At 43.9% G+C, this 18,667-nt stretch carries 19 protein-coding genes; 5 read left to right on the top strand and 14 right to left on the bottom strand.

Annotated features, from left to right (window positions below):
• Positions 1-82: 82 nt before the first annotated feature.
• From MAMP_RS01110 to MAMP_RS01130, 5 genes are all read right to left on the bottom strand, one after another.
• A complete protein-coding gene (locus MAMP_RS01110) occupies positions 83-1,021 on the bottom strand; it encodes a FecR domain-containing protein (protein ID WP_007144121.1) in 939 nt (312 codons plus the stop codon).
• 3 nt (positions 1,022-1,024) lie between these two features.
• A complete protein-coding gene (locus tag MAMP_RS01115) occupies positions 1,025-1,516 on the bottom strand; it encodes a sigma-70 family RNA polymerase sigma factor (RefSeq protein ID WP_007144122.1) in 492 nt (163 codons plus the stop codon).
• A 135-nt stretch (positions 1,517-1,651) separates the two neighbouring features.
• The gene (locus MAMP_RS01120) at positions 1,652-2,113 is read right to left on the bottom strand and encodes a tellurite resistance TerB family protein (protein WP_007144123.1); all 462 of its coding nucleotides are present in this window, start codon (positions 2,111-2,113) and stop codon (positions 1,652-1,654) included.
• A gap of 46 nt (positions 2,114-2,159) precedes the next feature.
• Positions 2,160-3,287 (bottom strand): GNAT family N-acetyltransferase/peptidase C39 family protein, encoded by a 1,128-nt coding sequence (locus MAMP_RS01125; RefSeq protein WP_040576119.1) that lies wholly within the window; start codon positions 3,285-3,287, stop codon positions 2,160-2,162.
• Positions 3,265-4,338, bottom strand: coding sequence for a DUF2817 domain-containing protein (locus MAMP_RS01130; RefSeq protein WP_007144125.1), 1,074 nt, complete (start codon positions 4,336-4,338; stop codon positions 3,265-3,267). The genes MAMP_RS01125 and MAMP_RS01130 overlap by 23 nt, the downstream gene beginning before the upstream one ends.
• Positions 4,339-4,503: 165 nt before the next feature.
• On the opposite strand from MAMP_RS01130, the gene MAMP_RS01135 reads away from it, so the two are divergent.
• Complete coding sequence (locus tag MAMP_RS01135; protein ID WP_007144126.1) at positions 4,504-5,979, top strand: RimK family alpha-L-glutamate ligase; 1,476 nt, start codon at positions 4,504-4,506, stop codon at positions 5,977-5,979.
• A 67-nt stretch (positions 5,980-6,046) separates the two neighbouring features.
• Here MAMP_RS01135 and MAMP_RS01140 read toward each other — a convergent pair whose 3' ends face one another.
• Entirely contained in the window at positions 6,047-8,116 is a 2,070-nt protein-coding gene (locus MAMP_RS01140) for a TonB-dependent receptor (protein WP_007144127.1), read from the bottom strand.
• A gap of 162 nt (positions 8,117-8,278) precedes the next feature.
• Here MAMP_RS01140 and MAMP_RS01145 point away from each other — a divergent pair, with 162 nt between their 5' ends.
• A complete protein-coding gene (locus MAMP_RS01145; RefSeq protein WP_007144128.1) occupies positions 8,279-9,169 on the top strand; it encodes a DnaJ C-terminal domain-containing protein in 891 nt (296 codons plus the stop codon).
• Positions 9,170-9,187: 18 nt separating this feature from the next.
• Positions 9,188-10,567, top strand: coding sequence for a DegQ family serine endoprotease (locus MAMP_RS01150; RefSeq protein ID WP_007144129.1), 1,380 nt, complete (start codon positions 9,188-9,190; stop codon positions 10,565-10,567).
• Positions 10,568-10,607: 40 nt separating this feature from the next.
• On the opposite strand, the gene MAMP_RS01155 is transcribed toward MAMP_RS01150, so the two are convergent.
• Entirely contained in the window at positions 10,608-11,195 is a 588-nt protein-coding gene (locus tag MAMP_RS01155) for a hypothetical protein (RefSeq protein ID WP_007144130.1), read from the bottom strand.
• Positions 11,196-11,408: 213 nt separating this feature from the next.
• Between MAMP_RS01155 and gdhA the strand changes: the two genes are divergently transcribed.
• Positions 11,409-12,734 (top strand): NADP-specific glutamate dehydrogenase, encoded by a 1,326-nt coding sequence (gene gdhA / locus MAMP_RS01160; RefSeq protein WP_007144131.1) that lies wholly within the window; start codon positions 11,409-11,411, stop codon positions 12,732-12,734.
• A 37-nt stretch (positions 12,735-12,771) separates the two neighbouring features.
• Here gdhA and MAMP_RS01165 read toward each other — a convergent pair whose 3' ends face one another.
• The 3 genes from MAMP_RS01165 to MAMP_RS01175 form a co-directional block, all read right to left on the bottom strand.
• Entirely contained in the window at positions 12,772-13,692 is a 921-nt protein-coding gene (locus tag MAMP_RS01165; protein WP_007144132.1) for a DUF808 domain-containing protein, read from the bottom strand.
• Positions 13,693-13,822: 130 nt separating this feature from the next.
• Positions 13,823-14,296: a VPLPA-CTERM sorting domain-containing protein gene (locus tag MAMP_RS01170; RefSeq protein ID WP_040576120.1), complete on the bottom strand. Its 474-nt coding sequence runs from the start codon at positions 14,294-14,296 to the stop codon at positions 13,823-13,825.
• Positions 14,297-14,378: 82 nt separating this feature from the next.
• Positions 14,379-15,248 (bottom strand): LysR family transcriptional regulator, encoded by an 870-nt coding sequence (locus tag MAMP_RS01175; RefSeq protein ID WP_007144134.1) that lies wholly within the window; start codon positions 15,246-15,248, stop codon positions 14,379-14,381.
• Positions 15,249-15,349: 101 nt separating this feature from the next.
• Here MAMP_RS01175 and MAMP_RS01180 point away from each other — a divergent pair, with 101 nt between their 5' ends.
• Positions 15,350-16,528, top strand: coding sequence for an MFS transporter (locus MAMP_RS01180; RefSeq protein WP_007144135.1), 1,179 nt, complete (start codon positions 15,350-15,352; stop codon positions 16,526-16,528).
• A 30-nt stretch (positions 16,529-16,558) separates the two neighbouring features.
• Here MAMP_RS01180 and MAMP_RS01185 read toward each other — a convergent pair whose 3' ends face one another.
• From MAMP_RS01185 to MAMP_RS01200, 4 genes are all read right to left on the bottom strand, one after another.
• A complete protein-coding gene (locus tag MAMP_RS01185; RefSeq protein WP_007144136.1) occupies positions 16,559-17,359 on the bottom strand; it encodes a DODA-type extradiol aromatic ring-opening family dioxygenase in 801 nt (266 codons plus the stop codon).
• Positions 17,359-17,784 (bottom strand): hypothetical protein, encoded by a 426-nt coding sequence (locus MAMP_RS01190; protein ID WP_007144137.1) that lies wholly within the window; start codon positions 17,782-17,784, stop codon positions 17,359-17,361. Before MAMP_RS01190 ends, MAMP_RS01185 begins: the two co-directional genes overlap by 1 nt.
• Before the next feature lie 12 nt (positions 17,785-17,796).
• The gene (locus MAMP_RS01195; RefSeq protein ID WP_007144139.1) at positions 17,797-18,159 is read right to left on the bottom strand and encodes a nuclear transport factor 2 family protein; all 363 of its coding nucleotides are present in this window, start codon (positions 18,157-18,159) and stop codon (positions 17,797-17,799) included.
• Between the two features lie 94 nt (positions 18,160-18,253).
• Entirely contained in the window at positions 18,254-18,592 is a 339-nt protein-coding gene (locus MAMP_RS01200) for a zinc ribbon domain-containing protein YjdM (RefSeq protein WP_007144140.1), read from the bottom strand.
• Positions 18,593-18,667 lie beyond the last annotated feature (75 nt).

Genomic DNA, 18,667 nt, shown 5'->3' on the forward strand with positions numbered 1-18,667 from the left:
GATAATACGGTTAGCGATAACGCTCTTATCTAACAGGCCGAACGAGAAACCAGAATCGTAAACCCCTTAAACAAAAAAATAGTCAGGCAGGTTCAACTTGCGCCCAATAGCGGGTGAAATAACGGACTTTAACAGGTAGGGTACTACTGAGATTTTCTAATACAGATGACGTATTGTTGATATTAAATGCTCCAGAAATACGTAGAGAAGCCACTGCAGCATCACAGCGTAGCGCCCCTTTATGATAGCGAGCCAGTTCATTGATAAACTGATCCAATCGCCAGTTACTGACAATCAACATACCCTGTGTCCAGGCATCCATATTCACTGGCATTAAATTTAACGGGCTATGTTTTAATACATCAAAACTCATGCAATGTCCTGCCTGAACTTTGACCGCTTTAGTAGCTTTTTCGGACTTCACTTCCACAGCATGTTTACTGACACCGACCCAGGTCTCTCCATCATTACATCGAACCTGAAACCGGGTGCCTAGTGCCTTCACTGCTCCTTGTGCCGTTTTTACAATAAAATCTTGCGATGGCACGCCTTTGCCAGTCTCAATAATGACTTCACCACGGTATAAGGTTAACTCCCTGACATTGTCACTGAAGTTAACGTCTAAGGCGGTACTTGTATTCAGATACACTTTGCTGCCGTCAGCCAGCTCTATGGTTTTACGCTCGCCTGTACCCGTGCGGTGTTGTGCAACCAGACTAGACAGTGCTCTCTGTTGATAAGCCACGCCTCCAGCACTTCCCACGGTTAATACCACGACCAGTGTTTTGATTAACTGGCGGCGCGAGTGACGCGCTTTTCCCAAGGTCTCATGTCTGATTTCAGTCGGGACTAATTGCAATTGTTTTTGTAAACGTTCCACCCGTTTCCAGGCATCATAATGACGGCTATCAGCAGCGAGCCAAACCTGATGTGCTTCGTGTATGACGTCTCCAGGCTGTGCATTCCGAAGATCCACAAACCAACTGGCGGCCTGAGTCAAAATATCTTCATTCAGCTTCATCGTTTAATCTTCGATCAGTAACAGACACTGCGTCATGGCTCGAATAAAATGTTTTCGAACGGTCGTTACCGACACATTCAATTGCCTGCCAATTTCAGCGAAGGTCAACCCGTCCAGCTGGGCCAGCAGAAATATTTGTCGCCCCCGCTCACTCATCGTATCTAGCATGTGTTCGATCTGTAATAAGGTATCGATAATAAGGTGATGTTCTTCTGCCGAAAGAATATGCTGCTCGGGCTGAACTTCCAGTGCATCAAGATAGGCCTGTTCAACAGTGCGACGACGAAAAAAGTCGACCAGCAAACCACGTGCAATACTACTTAAATATGCTTTGGGTGAGTTGAATTCATGCTCACGCCCCTTTATCAATACCTTGATAAAAGTCTCCTGCGTGAGATCTTGAGCTTGCTCAACATTATTTAATCGAGAACGGATCCAGCTCTGAAGCCAATGATGATGCTCTGAATAAAGTGATTCCAGTGTTTGCACAGCCATTATTAATAGAACTACTTCACAAGTGATAATGAGATACATTATCGTTTTGGAAATTATTTAGCAATAGTGGTGTTATCTGTGCGTTTGATTTTTAAGGATTATTTTTAATAAAAAAATAGCAGTAGCCTTTCAGTTCTAACTTGGCTCGCCAACCACTTTAAGTTTAGTAGCAATAAAGTCTTTATGAGAGACATAAAGCAAACTGGAGAGCTTACGAATCACATGCTCTTCAATGTCTTGTAATTCGTGATCCGCCCAGGCAATTTGCCAGAGCATTTCAATCAGTTCAATTTTCTCTTGTTCATTAAATTGCTGATTAATATCGGCCGTAAAGTGATAAAAGTCGGTGGCTTCACCGTGAGCTCTTTCCGCTTCAGCAATCAGTTTCTCCGCATCGCTGTCTTCAACATCAAACTGACTGGCAAGGATCTGCTGCAACATCGCCTTTTCTGTTTCATGTTGCTCATCATCCACCGCAATGATTTCAATCATCAACGCGACGGCCGCCAATACTTTAGACTGCTGCTGATTCGCTAAATAAGCATCGGTATTATCACCTAAGGTAGATGAAAATATCTGTTTTAGTTTTTCAATCATAGTTTTCTCCTGCAAGCAAAACCGACTGCCCGCAGGTGAATAAAGTTCATTTTTTATTAGCCGGACTGACGATGACGGCAGCTTGATAGCGTGGTTTGCCGTAGCCAATCATGCGGTTAAACTCTTTGTGGGTGACGGGAATGTAACCACTGTCGGTGACACTTTTATTATCATCCCAGTCCACATCCGGATCATGAAAATACACAAAGGTATCGGAGACAGACACCACCAAAATCCAGTGAGGTGATTTACTCTGATTGAGACGATAAGAACTAATCAGAACCAACGCTAATGAACCTTTGGAGAGGTACTCTCTTAGCAAAGCCGAATCCACTGGTGCTTTCACTTGTTTGATATCAGATCGCGCTATTTTTTCAATAAAGTCCTGATGCACACATTCAATAACGGACTTCTTTTCTTCGCTACGCACACCATTGATAAAAGGAATATCGTCTGAGTTACAAACCAAGGTAGTTTTCAAACCGCGCTCATTAGCAGCTAGTGCCAAACCTTGTGGACTGCAGCCACCATGACCGGATGTCATAAAGATAGTGGTCGCTTCACGCCATAACTGCAATTCAAGCTGACGAGTGAGGGCTAACTCCGCATCCATACTCTTCATCGCCATCATCAGGCAAGCCGGTCCACAGGTAAAGTCGGTCGATTGAGAGTAATGTGAAACTTCAGGATGAGTCACTTCTGGTACATGATGCAGCACTTTCATCATGCGGATAGCATCTGCATGATCCTCATAGAAGTCGCTGACAATATCAAACGGCTGATACCCCAACTTCTCATATAGCTTGATAGCGCCAAAATTATCAGGACGAACTTCTAGACGCAGAAAACTTCGACCGTCATCCAGTGCCTGCGTCTCGGCTTCCTGCATTAATTTGGCAGCAATACCAGCTTTGCGATAATGAGCATCAACCGCTAATGAGTAAACACGGCCAAGCGATGTGCCTTGTGAGTAAAGTAACAACACATAGGCCACCAACTGGTCGTTGCTTGTGGCCACCAGCAACAAATTGTGGCCTTTTTTGATCATCCATTTGAAGCTGCGCCTTGAAATACGATCTGTTTCAAAGCACGCTTCTTCTAACTTGCTGAGCGCGTTAACGTCATCAAGCGTCGCCTCGCGGAGTAAAAACTCAGCGGGCGTTATGGTTGGCATGTTCAGTGAGTCCATCTAATGCCATTTCGATAACCTGGCGGCCACGGAAAAGAACCAGTTCCTGCCATTGTTTTTGATCGGGGCAGAAAAAGTCCTGCATAGCATGTTTTACTTCCATGGTGGCATCATCAGACCAGTCAATTTTGCCTTTTTGTTGTAGTTTTTGATCATCAGATAACACCTGCAACATCTGCTGAGTACCAAATGTGCCGAACTCTAAGGTAATAAAACAGATGTTATCGCCTTGTTTATGCCAATAGTAATCATGTAAGCCAAACTTCAAACCTGAGCTGGATGTGCCCAAAGAAGGTTCTGTCACCGTAGCGCCAAATAATTCAACCGCATATTGATGTCCTTGACTACCCACATCGTGCTCACAAATAAGCTCACCAAAACCATAGGGGCCAAGACCACTGTGAATATCGATCACAATCACTTGTTTACGCTTGGCCGGTTTAATCTGAGCTACTAATTGCTCAATCAGTTGACGAGACCAGCTTGGCTCTTTACCACCATAGTAGGGGGCTGAAGGTTGCTCATATTGGCCTTCTGATAATAAATCAAATTTTTCTCTATCTTGGGCCACGGTGTGGATATCTGTTTTACCCTGCTCAAGCTCTTTCCAGATTTCAGCACCTTTCGATGCTGGCAGCTCGCTCTCAAAATCAACAAAGTTACGATTGAGATCAATACCTTGATCATCACCACGGCTGGCCCAGGCAAACCCCCAAGGGTTAATGGCATGAACAAGTATCACACACACATCGGGAGGAAGACGACGATAACGCGTGACAAAATCCGCTTGAATGGCAGAACCGACACCACCTTCAACCCCATGCAGACCAGAAATCAGCACGATGACATTTTCTGCTTTTGGATTGCCCGCCCAAGCGATGTCACAAAATAGCTTTTCGTTTTTAGGGCCTTTTAGTGGATGAGGATGATGCGTTAACCTTTCAATAATCGAGCTGGTTTCAACATTATTGATGAATTTATCTCTTGCGCTGGAATAGCGCTGCGAAAATACGCTTAAAACTGCATCTGCATACATTTTAACGGGCCTCCTGTGCAAAATTTTCGCGAAGGATATGTGAGTTTTGCCATTTTGACCAGCAAATAAAAAGGGATGCAAAATTTTTTATCACATCCCCTGTCTATTCACTTTATGATTCGCTTTTAAAAAGCACCACTATGCGACCAACAGTAAGGACAAGCCATGACTAAGCACTTGATAATAGTTGAAAATATTGACGATTGGAGTCCTTACTTCCCCAGCGAGCAAGTAATTGATGTCGATACCTATCTACAATCCCTGTCGCAAAATACACACTCACCTGCGCAAATCCTTAATTTATGCCGAAGTCTGGATTATCTCAGCCGCGGCTATTATTGCTCGATGGTGGCTGAAGCACGCGGTCATCGTGTATTACCCGGTCTACGGACGATTAACGACCTGTCCCGTAAAAGTCTTTACGCCTATGATCTGTCGGACTTATCCACACAATTGGATAAGCAGCTCAGTACCACCTCAGCCGAAAGTTTTGTATTAAAAATCTGTTTTGGACAAACGCCCGTCACCTCATTACAAAAACTAGCCCGACAAATATTTGAACAATTCCCTTGCCCGATTCTGGAAGTCGAGTTTAGTTTTAACGCCCACTGGATTATCAGCCAGATCAAAGCCGGTGCGATTAATAAACTGACTGAAACAGAGCAAGACTTCTTTGCTGAAGCGCTGGATAGCTTTAGTCATCGCTTATGGCGAAAACCAGCCAAACGCCGTCAATTTCGTTACGACATGGCCATTTTACATAACCCTAAAGAAACGATGCCACCGAGCGATATGGCAGCTTTGAAGAAGTTCATTAGCAGCGGTCGCCGTATTGGTATTGATGTGGAACTGATCACGCCGAAAGATTACATCCGTCTCGCTGAATATGATGCCTTGTTTATTCGTGAAACCACGGCCACACATAATCACACCTATAAGTTTGCCCGTCGCGCAGAAAGTGAAGGCTTGGTGGTCATTGATGATCCAACCTCGATCATTCGCTGTACCAATAAAATTTATTTAAAAGAACTGCTATCCGCTAACAATCTACCAATGCCGGATTCACACCTGCTATATCGCAATGATACGGCTGGTTTAGACAAACTCTGTGAGACAGCGACCTTCCCATTGGTAATGAAAATCCCTGACGGCGCTTTTTCAAAAGGTGTGATTAAGGTGAACAACGCGGACGAACTTCGCGAGCAAGCGCCCGCCTTCTTTCAGCAGTCGGCTATTATTCTGTTACAGGAATTTATGTATACCGATTATGATTGGCGTATCGGTATGTTTAATAACAAACCTATCTACGCCTGCCAGTACTTTATGAGTAAAGGACATTGGCAAATCTACAATCACAACACCAAGAAAGGCACATCCAGTGGTAAATCTTCCGCTATCCCTATGAGCGAAGTTCCTGAAAAAGTACTGAAAATTGCGACAAAAGCCGCGAAGTTGATAGGAAATGGTCTGTATGGCCTCGATATCAAACAAAGTGGTAATCGTATTGTGATTATTGAAATCAATGACAACCCCAGTATCGATAGTGGTGTTGAAGATAATTATCTCGGTATGGCGTTATACGATGACATTATGCGAGAGTTTTTAAGGCGGCTGGAAGAACGCCGGGCTGCCAGCCATTAACCTGCTGTTACAAACAAAAAAGGCGCTGAAATTCAGCGCCTTTTTTGTTTAACAAGCCCTTTCTAGCTTAGAAGCTATAACTTGCCCCGACATGAAGGTAACGTTTTTCACCAACGAAGTAGCGATAGCCATCAGGGTTTACACCAGGAATTGGTCTGAAGTCAGCACGTTCGGCATATTCAGTATTAAATAAGTTTTGAACTCTTCCATATAGTTTTAGGTTTTCAGTTAATTGATGCGAGGCATGAAGATTAAACACATCATGTCCATCATACTTAGCAGTATTCCCATCATTAATGTAATACTCACCCATATGTTCCCACTCTAACTCAGCACGACTTTTTGGCGTGAAATTCCAACCCAATCTGACATTCGCCATCTGTTTAGGTGCTGTTACCAGATAGTTGCCGCTCTCAATGTTACTGTAGTCATCTGAGCTTGCTCTGTTGAAATCATATTCATGTTTAGCAAAGGTTAGATTAGCCGCCACATCGAACTGACTGTTAAAGGGATAGAACATACCGAGTTCGAGACCAGTATGTTTTGTCTTGCCATCATTGACGTTGATATCGTTGCTATCCGTAAAGAAATAATCTTTCTTTCTCATATGATAGGCAGTGATTTCATACTGGAACCCTTCCCCAACTTTTCTGACACCGACTTCGATACTGTCGATTTGTTCAGAGTCTGCTCGATCACCATTATTGTTCTGAATTCGATATAGATCGGTTGTCTGAGGAGCACGGTTACCTCGAGCATAGTTAATAAATGCAGAAGTATCATCCGTTAACTCTTGTACTAACCCTAATTTAGGACTCAGATTATTAAACGAGTCATCACGTGATTCAGGGCGATAATATCGACTTGTTATCACACCAGATGTTGTATTGTTAGTGTAATCGTATTTGGTGTATTCATAACGTACACCTGCAATTAGGCGTGTTTTATCTAAGATTTGCCATTCAGTATGGGCGTATGGCGCAATAACTGTTGCATCAACGTCATAATCATAATGCACGCCTGGAATGAAGCCTCTGACTGTGGTTGAATTATTTTGGACTTCTTTTAATTGCCCTTCTGTGTACTCAAAGTCAGTACCCAAAATGATTTTATGACCACCATCCAGCTCTTTTGTATAGGAGCTTAACAAGCCAACACTACTGTGTTTATTGCTCTCAACTGGCTTACCCGGAGAGAGGAAATGCATCAAGAAATTCATCTCAGTATGTCGAACATAAGGTGTCAGCGTGAATGAAGATGTATCACTTAATTCATGAATCCACTCAGTAGATAAACGATACGACTTGGCGTCACGATAAGCTTCAGGATTGGGATTTTGACGAGACAAGCTTTCATCTTCATAGACCTTATATCCCGTAATATAACCAGCAGTTTCTTGATTCAGGTTGGTATAGCTGAATAAGGTTTTAAAACTATCCACATCACCCAGATAATCATGCCGGAATGAGACTTTCTGCTGGTCGTAACCGGAGTCACTGACATAACCACCATCAGTGGTGCCATTCACGCTCAAACGGTAACCATGTCTACCAACGGTGTCACTTATCGTGGCTTTAGTTTGATATAAGTCATGTGGACCGATTGAAAAATCAATCTGACGCTCTAAATCCAAAGATGGCGCTCGGCTTAATACGTTTACCAAGCCATGAACCGCATTAGAACCATATAACGCACTACCCGGTCCGCGAACGACTTCAATACCACCCGCCTGTTCGTAGTTCACTTCAAATAAGCCATTCACATTAGCAAAACCAGCAGCACGAAGCGGGATACCATCTTCAAGAAACAGGAATGACCCCGCGCCAGCACCACCCGTTAATACTGGTGAGCGGATGGAAGTTAAATGCTCTTGTCCATTACCATGTTGGATATTGACACCACTTACGCGATTAAGAATTTCGCTGATGTGATCGGGGCGCACAAGATCAATTTCTTCTTCTGATATCTTGCCAGTATTCCCGGCTTGCTCCAGCAATGGTGTCTCTGAACGTGTTCCTGTCACTACCATGCCACCAAGCGATACTTCATTATCACTCGTTTCTTCGGCAAAGGCGGGTTGCCACATTGTCGTGGCTGCTGCAGCCACCATTAATGTCAGTTGTTTTTTTGAAAACATAATCCAATTCTCTCTTGTAAATATTTATTAATCCCGTGATTGGGGAAAATTTTCCCATACAGGCTGTTTTAATTCATCAGAAAAATCCCTAAACCCATTGAAAACAGACATTCAAATCCCCAATTACATGATCAAGATCAATTTCAGGTACATAATCCATTTATGGAATACAAAGACTATTACAAAATTTTGGGTGTCGGCCGCGATGCTTCTCAGGACGAGATAAAGAAGGCCTACCGGAAGCTGGCCAGAAAATATCACCCCGATGTCAGTAAAGAAGCGAACGCTGAAGACAAATTTAAAGAAGTAGGTGAAGCCTACGAAGTCTTACGTGACGAACAAAAACGAGCTCAATACGACCAATTCGGCAGTAATTACCGTCACGGCCAATCATTCAATCCGCCCCCAGGCTGGGATGATCATGCCGGTTTTGGTGGTGGCAACTTTAGCAGCTTCTTTGAAAACATGTTTGGCGGCATGGGAGGAATGGGCGGCGGCATGGGAGATAACTTCTTTGCCCGTGGTGAAGATGTAAATGCCAAAATTACTATTTCTCTGGAAGATGCATTTAACGGTGCCACCAAAACAATTCGTCGTCCTGCCGGCGCCAGTCAGTCAGGCACGATTAATGTAAAAATCCCGGCAGGCATTGCCTCCGGTAAGAAAATACGCCTTTCAGGCCAGGGTAAATCAGGCGGTGGCGGCAAGTCCGGTGACTTGTATCTTGAAGTAAACATTGCACCACATCGTCATTTCCGTCTGGAAGACAAAGATGTGTATCTGGATTTACCTATTGCGCCATGGGAAGCGGCTTTAGGTGCCAAAGTTACCGTACCCACCTTAGCAGGAAAAATTAATCTGACCATTCCGGCTGGTGCTCGTAGCGGTCAAAAAATGCGGCTGAAAGGACGTGGATTACCGGGCAAAGAACCTGGCGACGAATTTGTGGTCTTGCAAATAATGGTGCCGCCTGCTGACAGTGATAAAGCGAAAAAGCTTTACCAGCAGATGGCAGAAGAAATGGCTTTTAACCCGCGAGAGTCGCTGGAATAATTTTTATCGGGAGGCGTTGTGAAGTTCAGCTTTAAATCATCCGTTGTTTGGTTAGCCGCATTTGTTTTAATTGCCCAGGTCGCATCTGCAGCACTTCCACTTAACTGGTTTTCTGATAAAGGCGAGATGCCCTCTTTGGCGCCAATGCTTGATCGCACCAAACCAGCTGTGGTCAATATTGCCACGAAAAGTGAAGTCAGAGTTCAAGACAACCCTTTTATGAATGACCCTTTTTTCAGGCACTTTTTTAATGTGCCTGATCAACCCAGAGTCAGACAACGCCAAAGTTTAGGTTCTGGGGTCATTATTGATGCCAAAGAAGGCCTGGTCATCACCAATAATCATGTGATTCGTGGTGCTGATGAAGTCACAGTGTCATTAAATGATGGACGGACCTTCCAAGCTGAGATCGTTGGTAGTGATCCTGCCACCGATGTAGCACTTATCAAAATTCCTGCTGAAAACTTATCTGCCTTGCCACTGGCCGACTCAGACTCGCTTCGTGTGGGTGACTTTGTTGTGGCGATCGGCAATCCTTTTGGTCTGGGGCAAACGGTGACCTCTGGTATCGTCAGTGCACTAGGCAGAAGTGGCCTCGGCATTGAAGGTTATGAAAACTTTATTCAAACTGATGCTTCAATTAATCCCGGAAACTCAGGTGGTGCCTTAGTTAACTTGCGTGGCGAGCTGGTGGGTATTAATACCGCTATTTTCTCACCGGGCGGTGCCTCATCAGGCAATATCGGTATCGGCTTTGCCATTCCCAGTAATCTGGTCAAACAGATCACTGATCAACTGTTAGAGCACGGTGAAGTTCAGCGTGCCTATTTGGGTGTGCAGATGCAGGATATTACACATGAGCTGGCTCAAGCCTTTAATATCCAATCTCAACAAGGTGCCGTTGTCAGTCATGTTATACCTGACTCAGCTGCTGCTGATGCTGGCTTAAAAGTGGGTGATGTGATCACCGCCGTTGATGGTACGCCACTAATGAACGCTGACAGCCTGAGAAATACCATTGGCTTGATGGTTGTCGGTCAAACAGTCAAGCTCGATATTATTCGAAATGGTAAAGCAAAAACCATTAAGGCAACGGTCAAACAGACACGTAAAACCGCTGCTGATGGGCTAGTACATCCGAAACTATCTGGTGCGACCTTTGGTGATATTGAGCAAGACTCACCTTATTACGGGCAAGTAGCAGGTGTGGTGGTTTATTCAGTAAAACGTGGTAGCCCAGCCTGGCAAGCTGGTTTAAGACCTGATGACATTATCACTTCAGTGAATCGCCAGCCGGTATCATCACTGGAGCAGTTCAAACCGATGGTCAGCGACGCTAAGGAATTATTATTTAATATCATCCGCGGCCGACGTGCGATGTTCTTATTACTGAAGTAAGCCAAATCATTAAGGAGCCTGAACACTTCAGGCTCCTTTTTTAATCTCTGGTCAAATTAAGCTTTTGGGTGAAAACATAGACACCATTCGTAAATAATGACCACTCTACATGTATTTCATCATCACTCGGTGCATCGATTGAAATCATATATTCCTGATAACGCACACCCGCGTCAGGACCATTAGACGCATACTCTCGCTGATTGGCTTCAATATGACGCCCGTTCACACTTAGGGCATATAAACTTTCCGTATTAATCAGCCCCAGAGTATCTGAACGACTGATTCGTTCAGCAGGAAACTCTTTTTCTAAGCGGGCTTTGAACAAAACAACGCTGCTTTCCTCTACATCCGCTTCAACATTCATGTTTTTATGAAGTTTTTCAGGGTTAGCATCTGAGCCTTTACAGGAAATTTCCTCGCCAGTCCCTTTCCATTTCCCTTTAAGTTGTTTCAAGAACTGTAGCTCTTCAGCGTTCTTATCCACAAGCAGACTCTTGTCATTATTACGATACTCATCCTCCAGTGACTCAGATGTCGGTGAAGCTTGATAACACTCATAGGCGGCCGCTACTGGCGAATGTAAACACCAGCCCAAAATCAACATCAGAAGACAATATTTTTTCATTGCTGAACTTCCATTTATCACGTTATGAACTAGGATCAAATGCTTTTCAGTGGGGGTTGTCAAACTAAACTGACACATTGATGGCGTTTAAAGTGAATTTGCTAAAGTAGAAAACTCATCCGTATATTGGGTGTCATTAGCAGAAGACTCACTGACTATTAAATAAATAGTCACTCTTCACCAACCAATAAACAGGATATTAAGTCTAGAACAATGGAATCTATCTATCAGCAAATCATCAGCCGTAATCCGGGAGAACCAGAGTTTCACCAAGCCTTATATGAAGTGCTTGAAACCTTAACCCCGGTGTTAGAACGCCATCCTGAATATCACGAACAAAAAATTATCGAACGCTTATGTGAACCTGAGCGACAAATTATTTTCCGTGTTCCCTGGGAAGATGATGATGGTCAAATCCACATCAATCGGGGCTTTCGTGTGGGCTTCAACAGTTCGCTTGGCCCATACAAGGGTGGCTTACGTTTTCACCCAAGCGTCACGCTGGGCACCATCAAGTTTCTCGCTTTTGAACAAACCTTCAAGAATGCACTGACGGGTCTGCCTATTGGCAGTGGTAAAGGCGGTTCTGACTTTGATCCGAAAGGTAAATCGGATCGTGAAGTTATGCGCTTCTGCCAAAGCTTTATGACTAGCCTTTATCGTCATATTGGCGAATCAACTGATGTGCCCGCCGGTGATATTGGTGTGGGTGCCAGAGAAATTGGCTATCTATTTGGTCAATATAAACGTATTACTCAACGTTACGAAGCAGGTGTTATTACCGGTAAAAGTCCAGGTTGGGGCGGCACGCTCATTCGTAAAAAATCGACAGGATACGGCGCCGTATTCTTTTGTGAAGATATGCTCAGAGCAGTTCATGGAGAAGAACTAAAAGATAAAATTGCTCTGGTGTCGGGCTCGGGTAATGTGGCCACTTATGCGATGGAAAAGCTCCGCGCTTCAGGTGCAAAAGTCATTGCTTGTTCTGATTCGGGCGGTGTCATCATCGATCAAAACGGCATCGATGTGGATGCCATTATTCGTATTAAAGAAGTCGAAAGACAACGAATCTACACCTATCTCGATAGTCATCCAGATGCTGAGTACATCGAAAACGGGAATATCTGGGACATTCCATGTGATATCGCCATGCCCTGTGCCACCCAGAATGAACTGGAAGCCGAAGATGCACAAAAGCTGGTCGATAATGGTTGTTTAGCCTTATGTGAAGGCGCCAATATGCCCAGCACGCCGGAAGCCATTAAGATTTTGCAGAAAAATAATGTCGCGTTTGCTCCCGGTAAAGCAGCCAATGCCGGCGGTGTCGCATCATCAGCTTTAGAAATGCAGCTGAATGCTACGCACAGTAGTAGCTATGAATATAGTGAAGATCGTTTGCATGAAATCATGAACCATATTCATAAAACCTGCTGTCAGACGGCTGAAGAGTTTGGTGAGCCACATAACTATGTGCTGGGCGCAAATATTGCCGGTTTCAGACGTGTGGCGAATGCGATGTTGGCGTTTGGTCTTATATAGAAAAATGGGCCAGTCCAAATTAGGCTGGCCCGTTTATTTAAAACAATTTCTTAATGCCTGTCACAATGGATAACACAATCACTCCAGCAATTAGGCCAACACCACCGTTAAATAACATGGGCATCATAACCTTCATCACTGCGCCCAACGATGTATTCAATACCTCTAATAAGTGGTGTAAGAAAGGTAATCCATGCACCAAAATACCACCACCGACTAAGAACATGGCGATCATGCCTACTACTGATAGAAACTTCATCAACTTCGGTGCAAGAAATAGAATGACCTGACCCAGCTTGCGCTGGAAACCATCAAACTTGCTACCGCCCTGACCATACTTAATTAAGGCCAGACCAGCATCATCGAATTTGACTATGCCAGCTACCAGGCCATATACGCCTGAGGTCATCACAATGGCTATCAAAGACACGACGACTGCTTGCGTTAGAAAAGTCTCCCCCTGCACAACACCAAGAGCAATCACAATAATCTCAGCAGACAGAATAAAGTCTGTTCTGATCGCCCCTTTTATTTTTTTGCGTTCATAGGCTTTGATGTCGACGTTTTCATCTGTGGTAGCTGCGGCCAGTTTTTTCTTATGCTCGTTATCACTTTCTTCATGTGGTAACCATTTATGGGCCAGCTTTTCCATACCTTCATAACAAAGAAACAAACCACCGAGCATTAATAAGATGGTTACACCAATGGGGAAAACGGCACTAATAACTAAAGCCAATGGCACTAAAATTAATTTATTTAAATAGGAGCCTTTGGCGACGGCCCACACCACGGGCAACTCGCGTTTGGGGTCTACCCCAGTTACTTGTTGTGCATTGAGAGCGAGATCATCACCTAACACACCAGCTGTCTTCTTGGCAGCAACTTTTGTCATCAATGAGACATCATCAAGTAACGATGCTATGTCATCCACCAGCGCTAATAAACCGACACTTGCCATCTTGTATATCCCAATAAAATTTTGTTGCAATAGCCTATGTGTTTAGCGGACAGCTGTCTATGAGCTGCTAAATTGCGAGCAAAAAAAGCCACGACTTTCATCATGGCTTTCATGTTATGAACAGGGGTTATTAGGCTTCGACTTTACGTCTCACTAAAGCAAACAGGCCTAATGCTGGGGCCAATAACCACACGGCCGCAGGAGCCGGTACTGAAGATAGGCTTGGGGCTGGAGCGTCAAAAAGCTGAATGATCAGGTTCGAAGGCATCGTACCTTGATTCAATCGACCACCGAAATTTTCAATAATTGATGCAAGCCTTGTTGAGTCATTGGCAAAACTTGCCGAATTTGTAAGTGATAAATCAAAACGTTGCATGGGAATTTCTACCGACGCAGCTTGAGCTGTACCGATATTCATCAACAAAAATGTTGTCGCTAAAAGTATTTTTCTCATTATTTTAGTTCCTTCTTCTTGCAGCCCAGCCCTCTTATTTTTGGTAAGAACTGTGGCCTCCGTAATCTGGCTCACACCAGACTTGGTGTATTTCAAAATCACTTTGGCATTGTTTTCGAGGAGAAACCTCAGATAAATTTCTGCAAACATTAAAGTCGGTTTAATCAAATAAATGCTGAGTCAGCGTGCACAGAGCTGACTTTTTGCAAAACAAAAAACAGACCTAGGCTAGCTATAAAAGTTCATGAATAAGTGACATAAACGCTTGCGCAGCTGGACTCGGCCCTTTAGACCAGATCATGTATAAAGCGCGTTTTGGTGCCTCTTTTATCGGTATCGCTTTTATACCAGAAAAGTTTGCTGCAACAGGCTCCGGTACAATGCCATAAGCAAGGCCGCGAGCTACTAACTGTTCGATCAAACTGACGTGATCAACCACAAACTTTACATTTGAAGACAGTCCCGCGCTGAGAAATGCCTCATCGGTCTGACGTCGGGCACTGCTATCTTTAGGGTAATTCACCATCGGCTCTGAGGCCAATTGATGAAGAGATAATTCTTTATGCTGACAAAGGGAGTGACTCATTGGCAAAACGGTAACAAGCGCTTCTTCGGCTATACGAATATATTCGTAACCTGATAGCACTTCATCCAGCCAAAGCCCGATAAAGGCGACATCCAAGCGATGATTCAACACATCGGCAATTAGTCGTTCACTGCCTGCGGTTTTTAAGCCAACCTCGACATTAGGATAACGCTGATGGAACTGGGCTAATGAGGAAACGATATCCACCGCTGTCATCGCTGAAATCATGCCAACATTCAAACGACCTGAGACAAGCCCGGAAGTCGCAGTTACGTCCACATAGATTTTCTGTACAGCGTCTAAAGTCCGTTTTGCCTGCTCAACAAACGCCTGCCCGGCTAGAGTTAAAGAGACTTTTCTTGATGTTCGCTCAAATAAGACAACGCCCAGTTCTTCTTCCAGTTTTGCAATCTGATGGCTTAACGCTGACTGAACCGTATGACACCGCTGTGCCGCCAGAGTAAAGCTGGACTCTTCAGCGATAGCGACAACATATTCAATTTGCCTGAGATTCATTTATCTATCTCTTTTTAAGATGACTCTTATGATAACAATACATTTGAATCATCAATATGAACACCGCATAGTATGCCTAACTGACTTAGTAAATGATCTTTATGACAAAGCAACAAACCGTATTAACTCAAGGTCTGGTTTTACTCATGGCAACGGCTACCGGTATTGCCGTAGCAAGTAATTACTACGCCCAACCACTACTAGATACAATCGCTTCTGAGTTTGGGCTAAGCCACTCATCAGCCGGCAATATCGTAACTACGGCACAGCTCAGTTATGGCATTGGCTTACTATTTCTGGTGCCTTTGGCGGACAGGTTAGAGCGCCGCAAGCTCATCATCGTGATGAGTCTATTTGCCACTATCGGCTTGCTTATCAGTGGCTTTTCAACCAATCTGCCATGGTTATTACTTGGTACTGCGATAACCGGTCTCAGCTCCGTTGTTGCTCAAGTTTTACTTCCATTGGGAGCAACGCTGGCCTCTGACCAACAGCGTGGCAAAGTGATTGGCACCATTATGGGTGGATTATTATTAGGCATACTGCTAGCTCGGGTCGTTTCCGGCGGTTTGTCCAGTATGGGTAGCTGGCGTTATATCTATTGGTTTGCATCTGTAGCTATGTTCATCACAACATTAGCTTTAGCTCGCTTTCTACCGTCTTATCACAATAACAATGATATGAGCTATCGGCAGATATTGGTGTCTGTGTTTGGTTTATTTGTGAAAGAACCTATACTCCGTTATCGCTCAATTCTCGGCATGTTGTCATTCGCTCTTTTTAGTATGTTCTGGACGCCTCTTGCCTTCTTATTAGCCAAGCCACCTTATGAATATAGCGATGCCACCATCGGTTTATTTGGGCTTGTCGGCGTAGCAGGAGTATTTGCTGCCACATGGGCCGGAAAGTTAGCAGATGCTGGTAAAGGTGATCTGGGTACACGGCTGGGTTTACTGAGTTTATTAGTGAGTTGGGTAATTCTTTTCAATGCACCAATCTCACTTGTTGCTCTTTTAATCGGCGTATTACTTCTGGATTTAGCAGTACAGCTAGTCCACGTGAGTAATCAAAATAAGATTTATGCTCTACATCCAGACATTCGCAACAGACTTACCTCTGCATATATGACTTGTTATTTTATTGGTGGTGCATTTGGTTCCTGGTTTTCTGTGATGCTGTATCAACATTATGAATGGACGGGTGTAGTGATGGGTGCAACGGGGATCGCACTGATTGCCTGTATTCTGGATTTCACGGTGCGAAAGCATACCCCGAAGTAAGCACTTACAATGAATTTAATACTTGGTTGTTTAGATATTAGATGACCATAAATACAGACTCGCTTGCTTACCCAGTATCGAGAGCGAGTAAACAGAATCACAGGCTCTGGCAGCCGCGCCATAACAAACATGTAGCGGTAATAAATGTTCTTCTCTGGGGTGACAGTAGCGTGCATGAGGCGCCTCTTGCCATTGTTGGAAACGTGCCCTTCTCTCTTCTTCAGTCATATTCTGGCTGGAGCATGTTTCCATCAGCCAATCTTCAAAAGATTGATTCATTTGTTGATGCGCTAGATCCTCTTTTGTGAAAAATGCGCGCATATTGTGGAATGAAAAACCGGAGCCAATAATTAATACATCTTCATCTACACAATCAGCAATAATCTCACCGATCCTTATATGTAGATCTGGATCCAACCCTTTCACTAAAGAGACTTGAATACAAGGAATATCCGCTTCGGGATACATAATCATCAAAGGTACAAACACCCCGTGATCGAGACCTCTTTCATCCTCTAACTCTGTAGTTATATCCGCTTTTTGTAGTGTACCCACTATTTTTTCTGCTAACTCAGGTAGGCCATTACAAGGATATTTGAAAGTATAGGACTCATCAGGAAAACCATAATAATCATAGAGTAAGCCAGGATGTTCTTGATGCGTTAGGCTGACATGGTGGGCTTCCCAATGTGCACTGACCACAATAATCGCTTTTGGCTTTTTGAGCCGTTTAGTAATCTGAGTGAGCGTCTCCACCAACTGATGATGCGTTGGATCACCTAATAAAGGTAAAGGACCACCGCCGTGTGAAATAAAAACAATATCCGCCATCACTCAACCTCAATAAACCATTTTGGCTTCATTCTGCCAAAGTCTGTTCTGATGGGTGATTTCAAACGTTGAGCTGAATCAATCACAATAGCATCGTTGCCTTGGCGTATAAAAACGGCCCAATGCCAGAAGGCATTTCCCGATTTTTCACGCCATTTTAACGCAATTAGTGCTTTTTCAGGTAATTTATCCCATGAATCAAAAGCTGTTTGTTTCTTGCTGGCAGCGATATTTAACGCTGATAATAACTGTCTGATATGAGCAGTCTCTGACCATAATCTTTTATCCTCAGCATAAATGCCGAGCGAATTTGCAAGTTGCTTAGCCTCGGCATAGCTTATCTGAGCAAGATTAGCGCAGGCGGCGATACCACAGCCCGTAGTCTCTTCCTGCACTATTGCCCAGTAGTTTGACTGTGAATTCATGTCGTTGTCTTATCAGTCTTCATCAGGGAGATAATGAGCATAAGATCGGCACACCTTACCTGACGGACCAAAGTGTAGAACCTCAGCTGAAATACCACTGATACCATCGTAAATAAGTGTCAGACTGCCTGCGCCACATAAAATATGCTGAAGCTTAAAATGTAATGACGGATATTTTTCCAGGCCTTTCGCCCAGTAATCACCTATCACTTTTTTCCCCTTAAGCTTACCCGAGGGTTCCCCTATTAATTTCACAATCAACGGTGACGTCATTTCAAAATCGTCATCATAATGCGATAAAATTTGCGTCAGATCGTGACTATTCCATGCCGCAATCCACTCATATGCAAATTGCTCAGCAGCGTTTTTATCCATCAGCTATTCCTAAATTGACCTGTGAAGCAGCTTGGACAAAAAGGATAGAAGAAAAATTGCCCTGTCAGAATAAACAGGGCAATAAATGTATGAATTAGGCTTTTTTAACAAACTCAGATTTGAGTTTCATCGCGCCGATACCATCAATTTTACAATCGATATCGTGATCACCACCTACCAGACGGATATTTTTCACTTTGGTACCCACCTTCACCACCGCAGAAGATCCTTTTACTTTCAGATCTTTAATGACCGTGACGGTATCGCCATCCTGCAGAACATTACCGTTTGAATCACGAATGACACCTTCATCAGCAGAAGCACTACTCTCGGCTTCCTGCCACTCATGGGCACACTCAGGGCAGACAAACATGGCTTGATCCTGATAGGTGTATTCAGAACCACAGGCAGGACAATTAGGCAGATCGCTCATAAAATTTCCAGATAAACAAAAGGGTTATTCTAACCGATATGAGATCAAAAACCTGATTTATCTGTATAAAAAAGG

Origin of the sequence: Methylophaga thalassica MP, from assembly GCF_000214595.1 — a bacterium.
Taxonomy (GTDB): Bacteria; Pseudomonadota; Gammaproteobacteria; order Nitrosococcales; family Methylophagaceae; genus Methylophaga; species Methylophaga thalassica.

Bases quoted from the DNA above. Each gene is read 5' to 3' on its own strand.
- MAMP_RS01125 (WP_040576119.1), bottom strand. From the start codon at position 3,287: ATGCCAACCATAACGCCCGCTGAGTTTTTACTCCGCGAGGCGACGCTT.
- MAMP_RS01115 (WP_007144122.1), bottom strand. From the start codon at position 1,516: ATGGCTGTGCAAACACTGGAATCACTTTATTCAGAGCATCATCATTGG.
- MAMP_RS01145 (WP_007144128.1), top strand. From the start codon at position 8,279: ATGGAATACAAAGACTATTACAAAATTTTGGGTGTCGGCCGCGATGCT.
- MAMP_RS01165 (WP_007144132.1), bottom strand. From the start codon at position 13,692: ATGGCAAGTGTCGGTTTATTAGCGCTGGTGGATGACATAGCATCGTTA.
- MAMP_RS01195 (WP_007144139.1), bottom strand. From the start codon at position 18,159: ATGGATAAAAACGCTGCTGAGCAATTTGCATATGAGTGGATTGCGGCA.
- MAMP_RS01120 (WP_007144123.1), bottom strand. From the start codon at position 2,113: ATGATTGAAAAACTAAAACAGATATTTTCATCTACCTTAGGTGATAAT.
- MAMP_RS01110 (WP_007144121.1), bottom strand. From the start codon at position 1,021: ATGAAGCTGAATGAAGATATTTTGACTCAGGCCGCCAGTTGGTTTGTG.
- MAMP_RS01170 (WP_040576120.1), bottom strand. From the start codon at position 14,296: ATGTTTGCAGAAATTTATCTGAGGTTTCTCCTCGAAAACAATGCCAAA.
- MAMP_RS01130 (WP_007144125.1), bottom strand. From the start codon at position 4,338: ATGTATGCAGATGCAGTTTTAAGCGTATTTTCGCAGCGCTATTCCAGC.
- MAMP_RS01135 (WP_007144126.1), top strand. From the start codon at position 4,504: ATGACTAAGCACTTGATAATAGTTGAAAATATTGACGATTGGAGTCCT.
- gdhA (WP_007144131.1), top strand. From the start codon at position 11,409: ATGGAATCTATCTATCAGCAAATCATCAGCCGTAATCCGGGAGAACCA.
- MAMP_RS01200 (WP_007144140.1), bottom strand. From the start codon at position 18,592: ATGAGCGATCTGCCTAATTGTCCTGCCTGTGGTTCTGAATACACCTAT.
- MAMP_RS01155 (WP_007144130.1), bottom strand. From the start codon at position 11,195: ATGAAAAAATATTGTCTTCTGATGTTGATTTTGGGCTGGTGTTTACAT.
- MAMP_RS01180 (WP_007144135.1), top strand. From the start codon at position 15,350: ATGACAAAGCAACAAACCGTATTAACTCAAGGTCTGGTTTTACTCATG.
- MAMP_RS01185 (WP_007144136.1), bottom strand. From the start codon at position 17,359: ATGGCGGATATTGTTTTTATTTCACACGGCGGTGGTCCTTTACCTTTA.
- MAMP_RS01175 (WP_007144134.1), bottom strand. From the start codon at position 15,248: ATGAATCTCAGGCAAATTGAATATGTTGTCGCTATCGCTGAAGAGTCC.
- MAMP_RS01140 (WP_007144127.1), bottom strand. From the start codon at position 8,116: ATGTTTTCAAAAAAACAACTGACATTAATGGTGGCTGCAGCAGCCACG.
- MAMP_RS01190 (WP_007144137.1), bottom strand. From the start codon at position 17,784: ATGAATTCACAGTCAAACTACTGGGCAATAGTGCAGGAAGAGACTACG.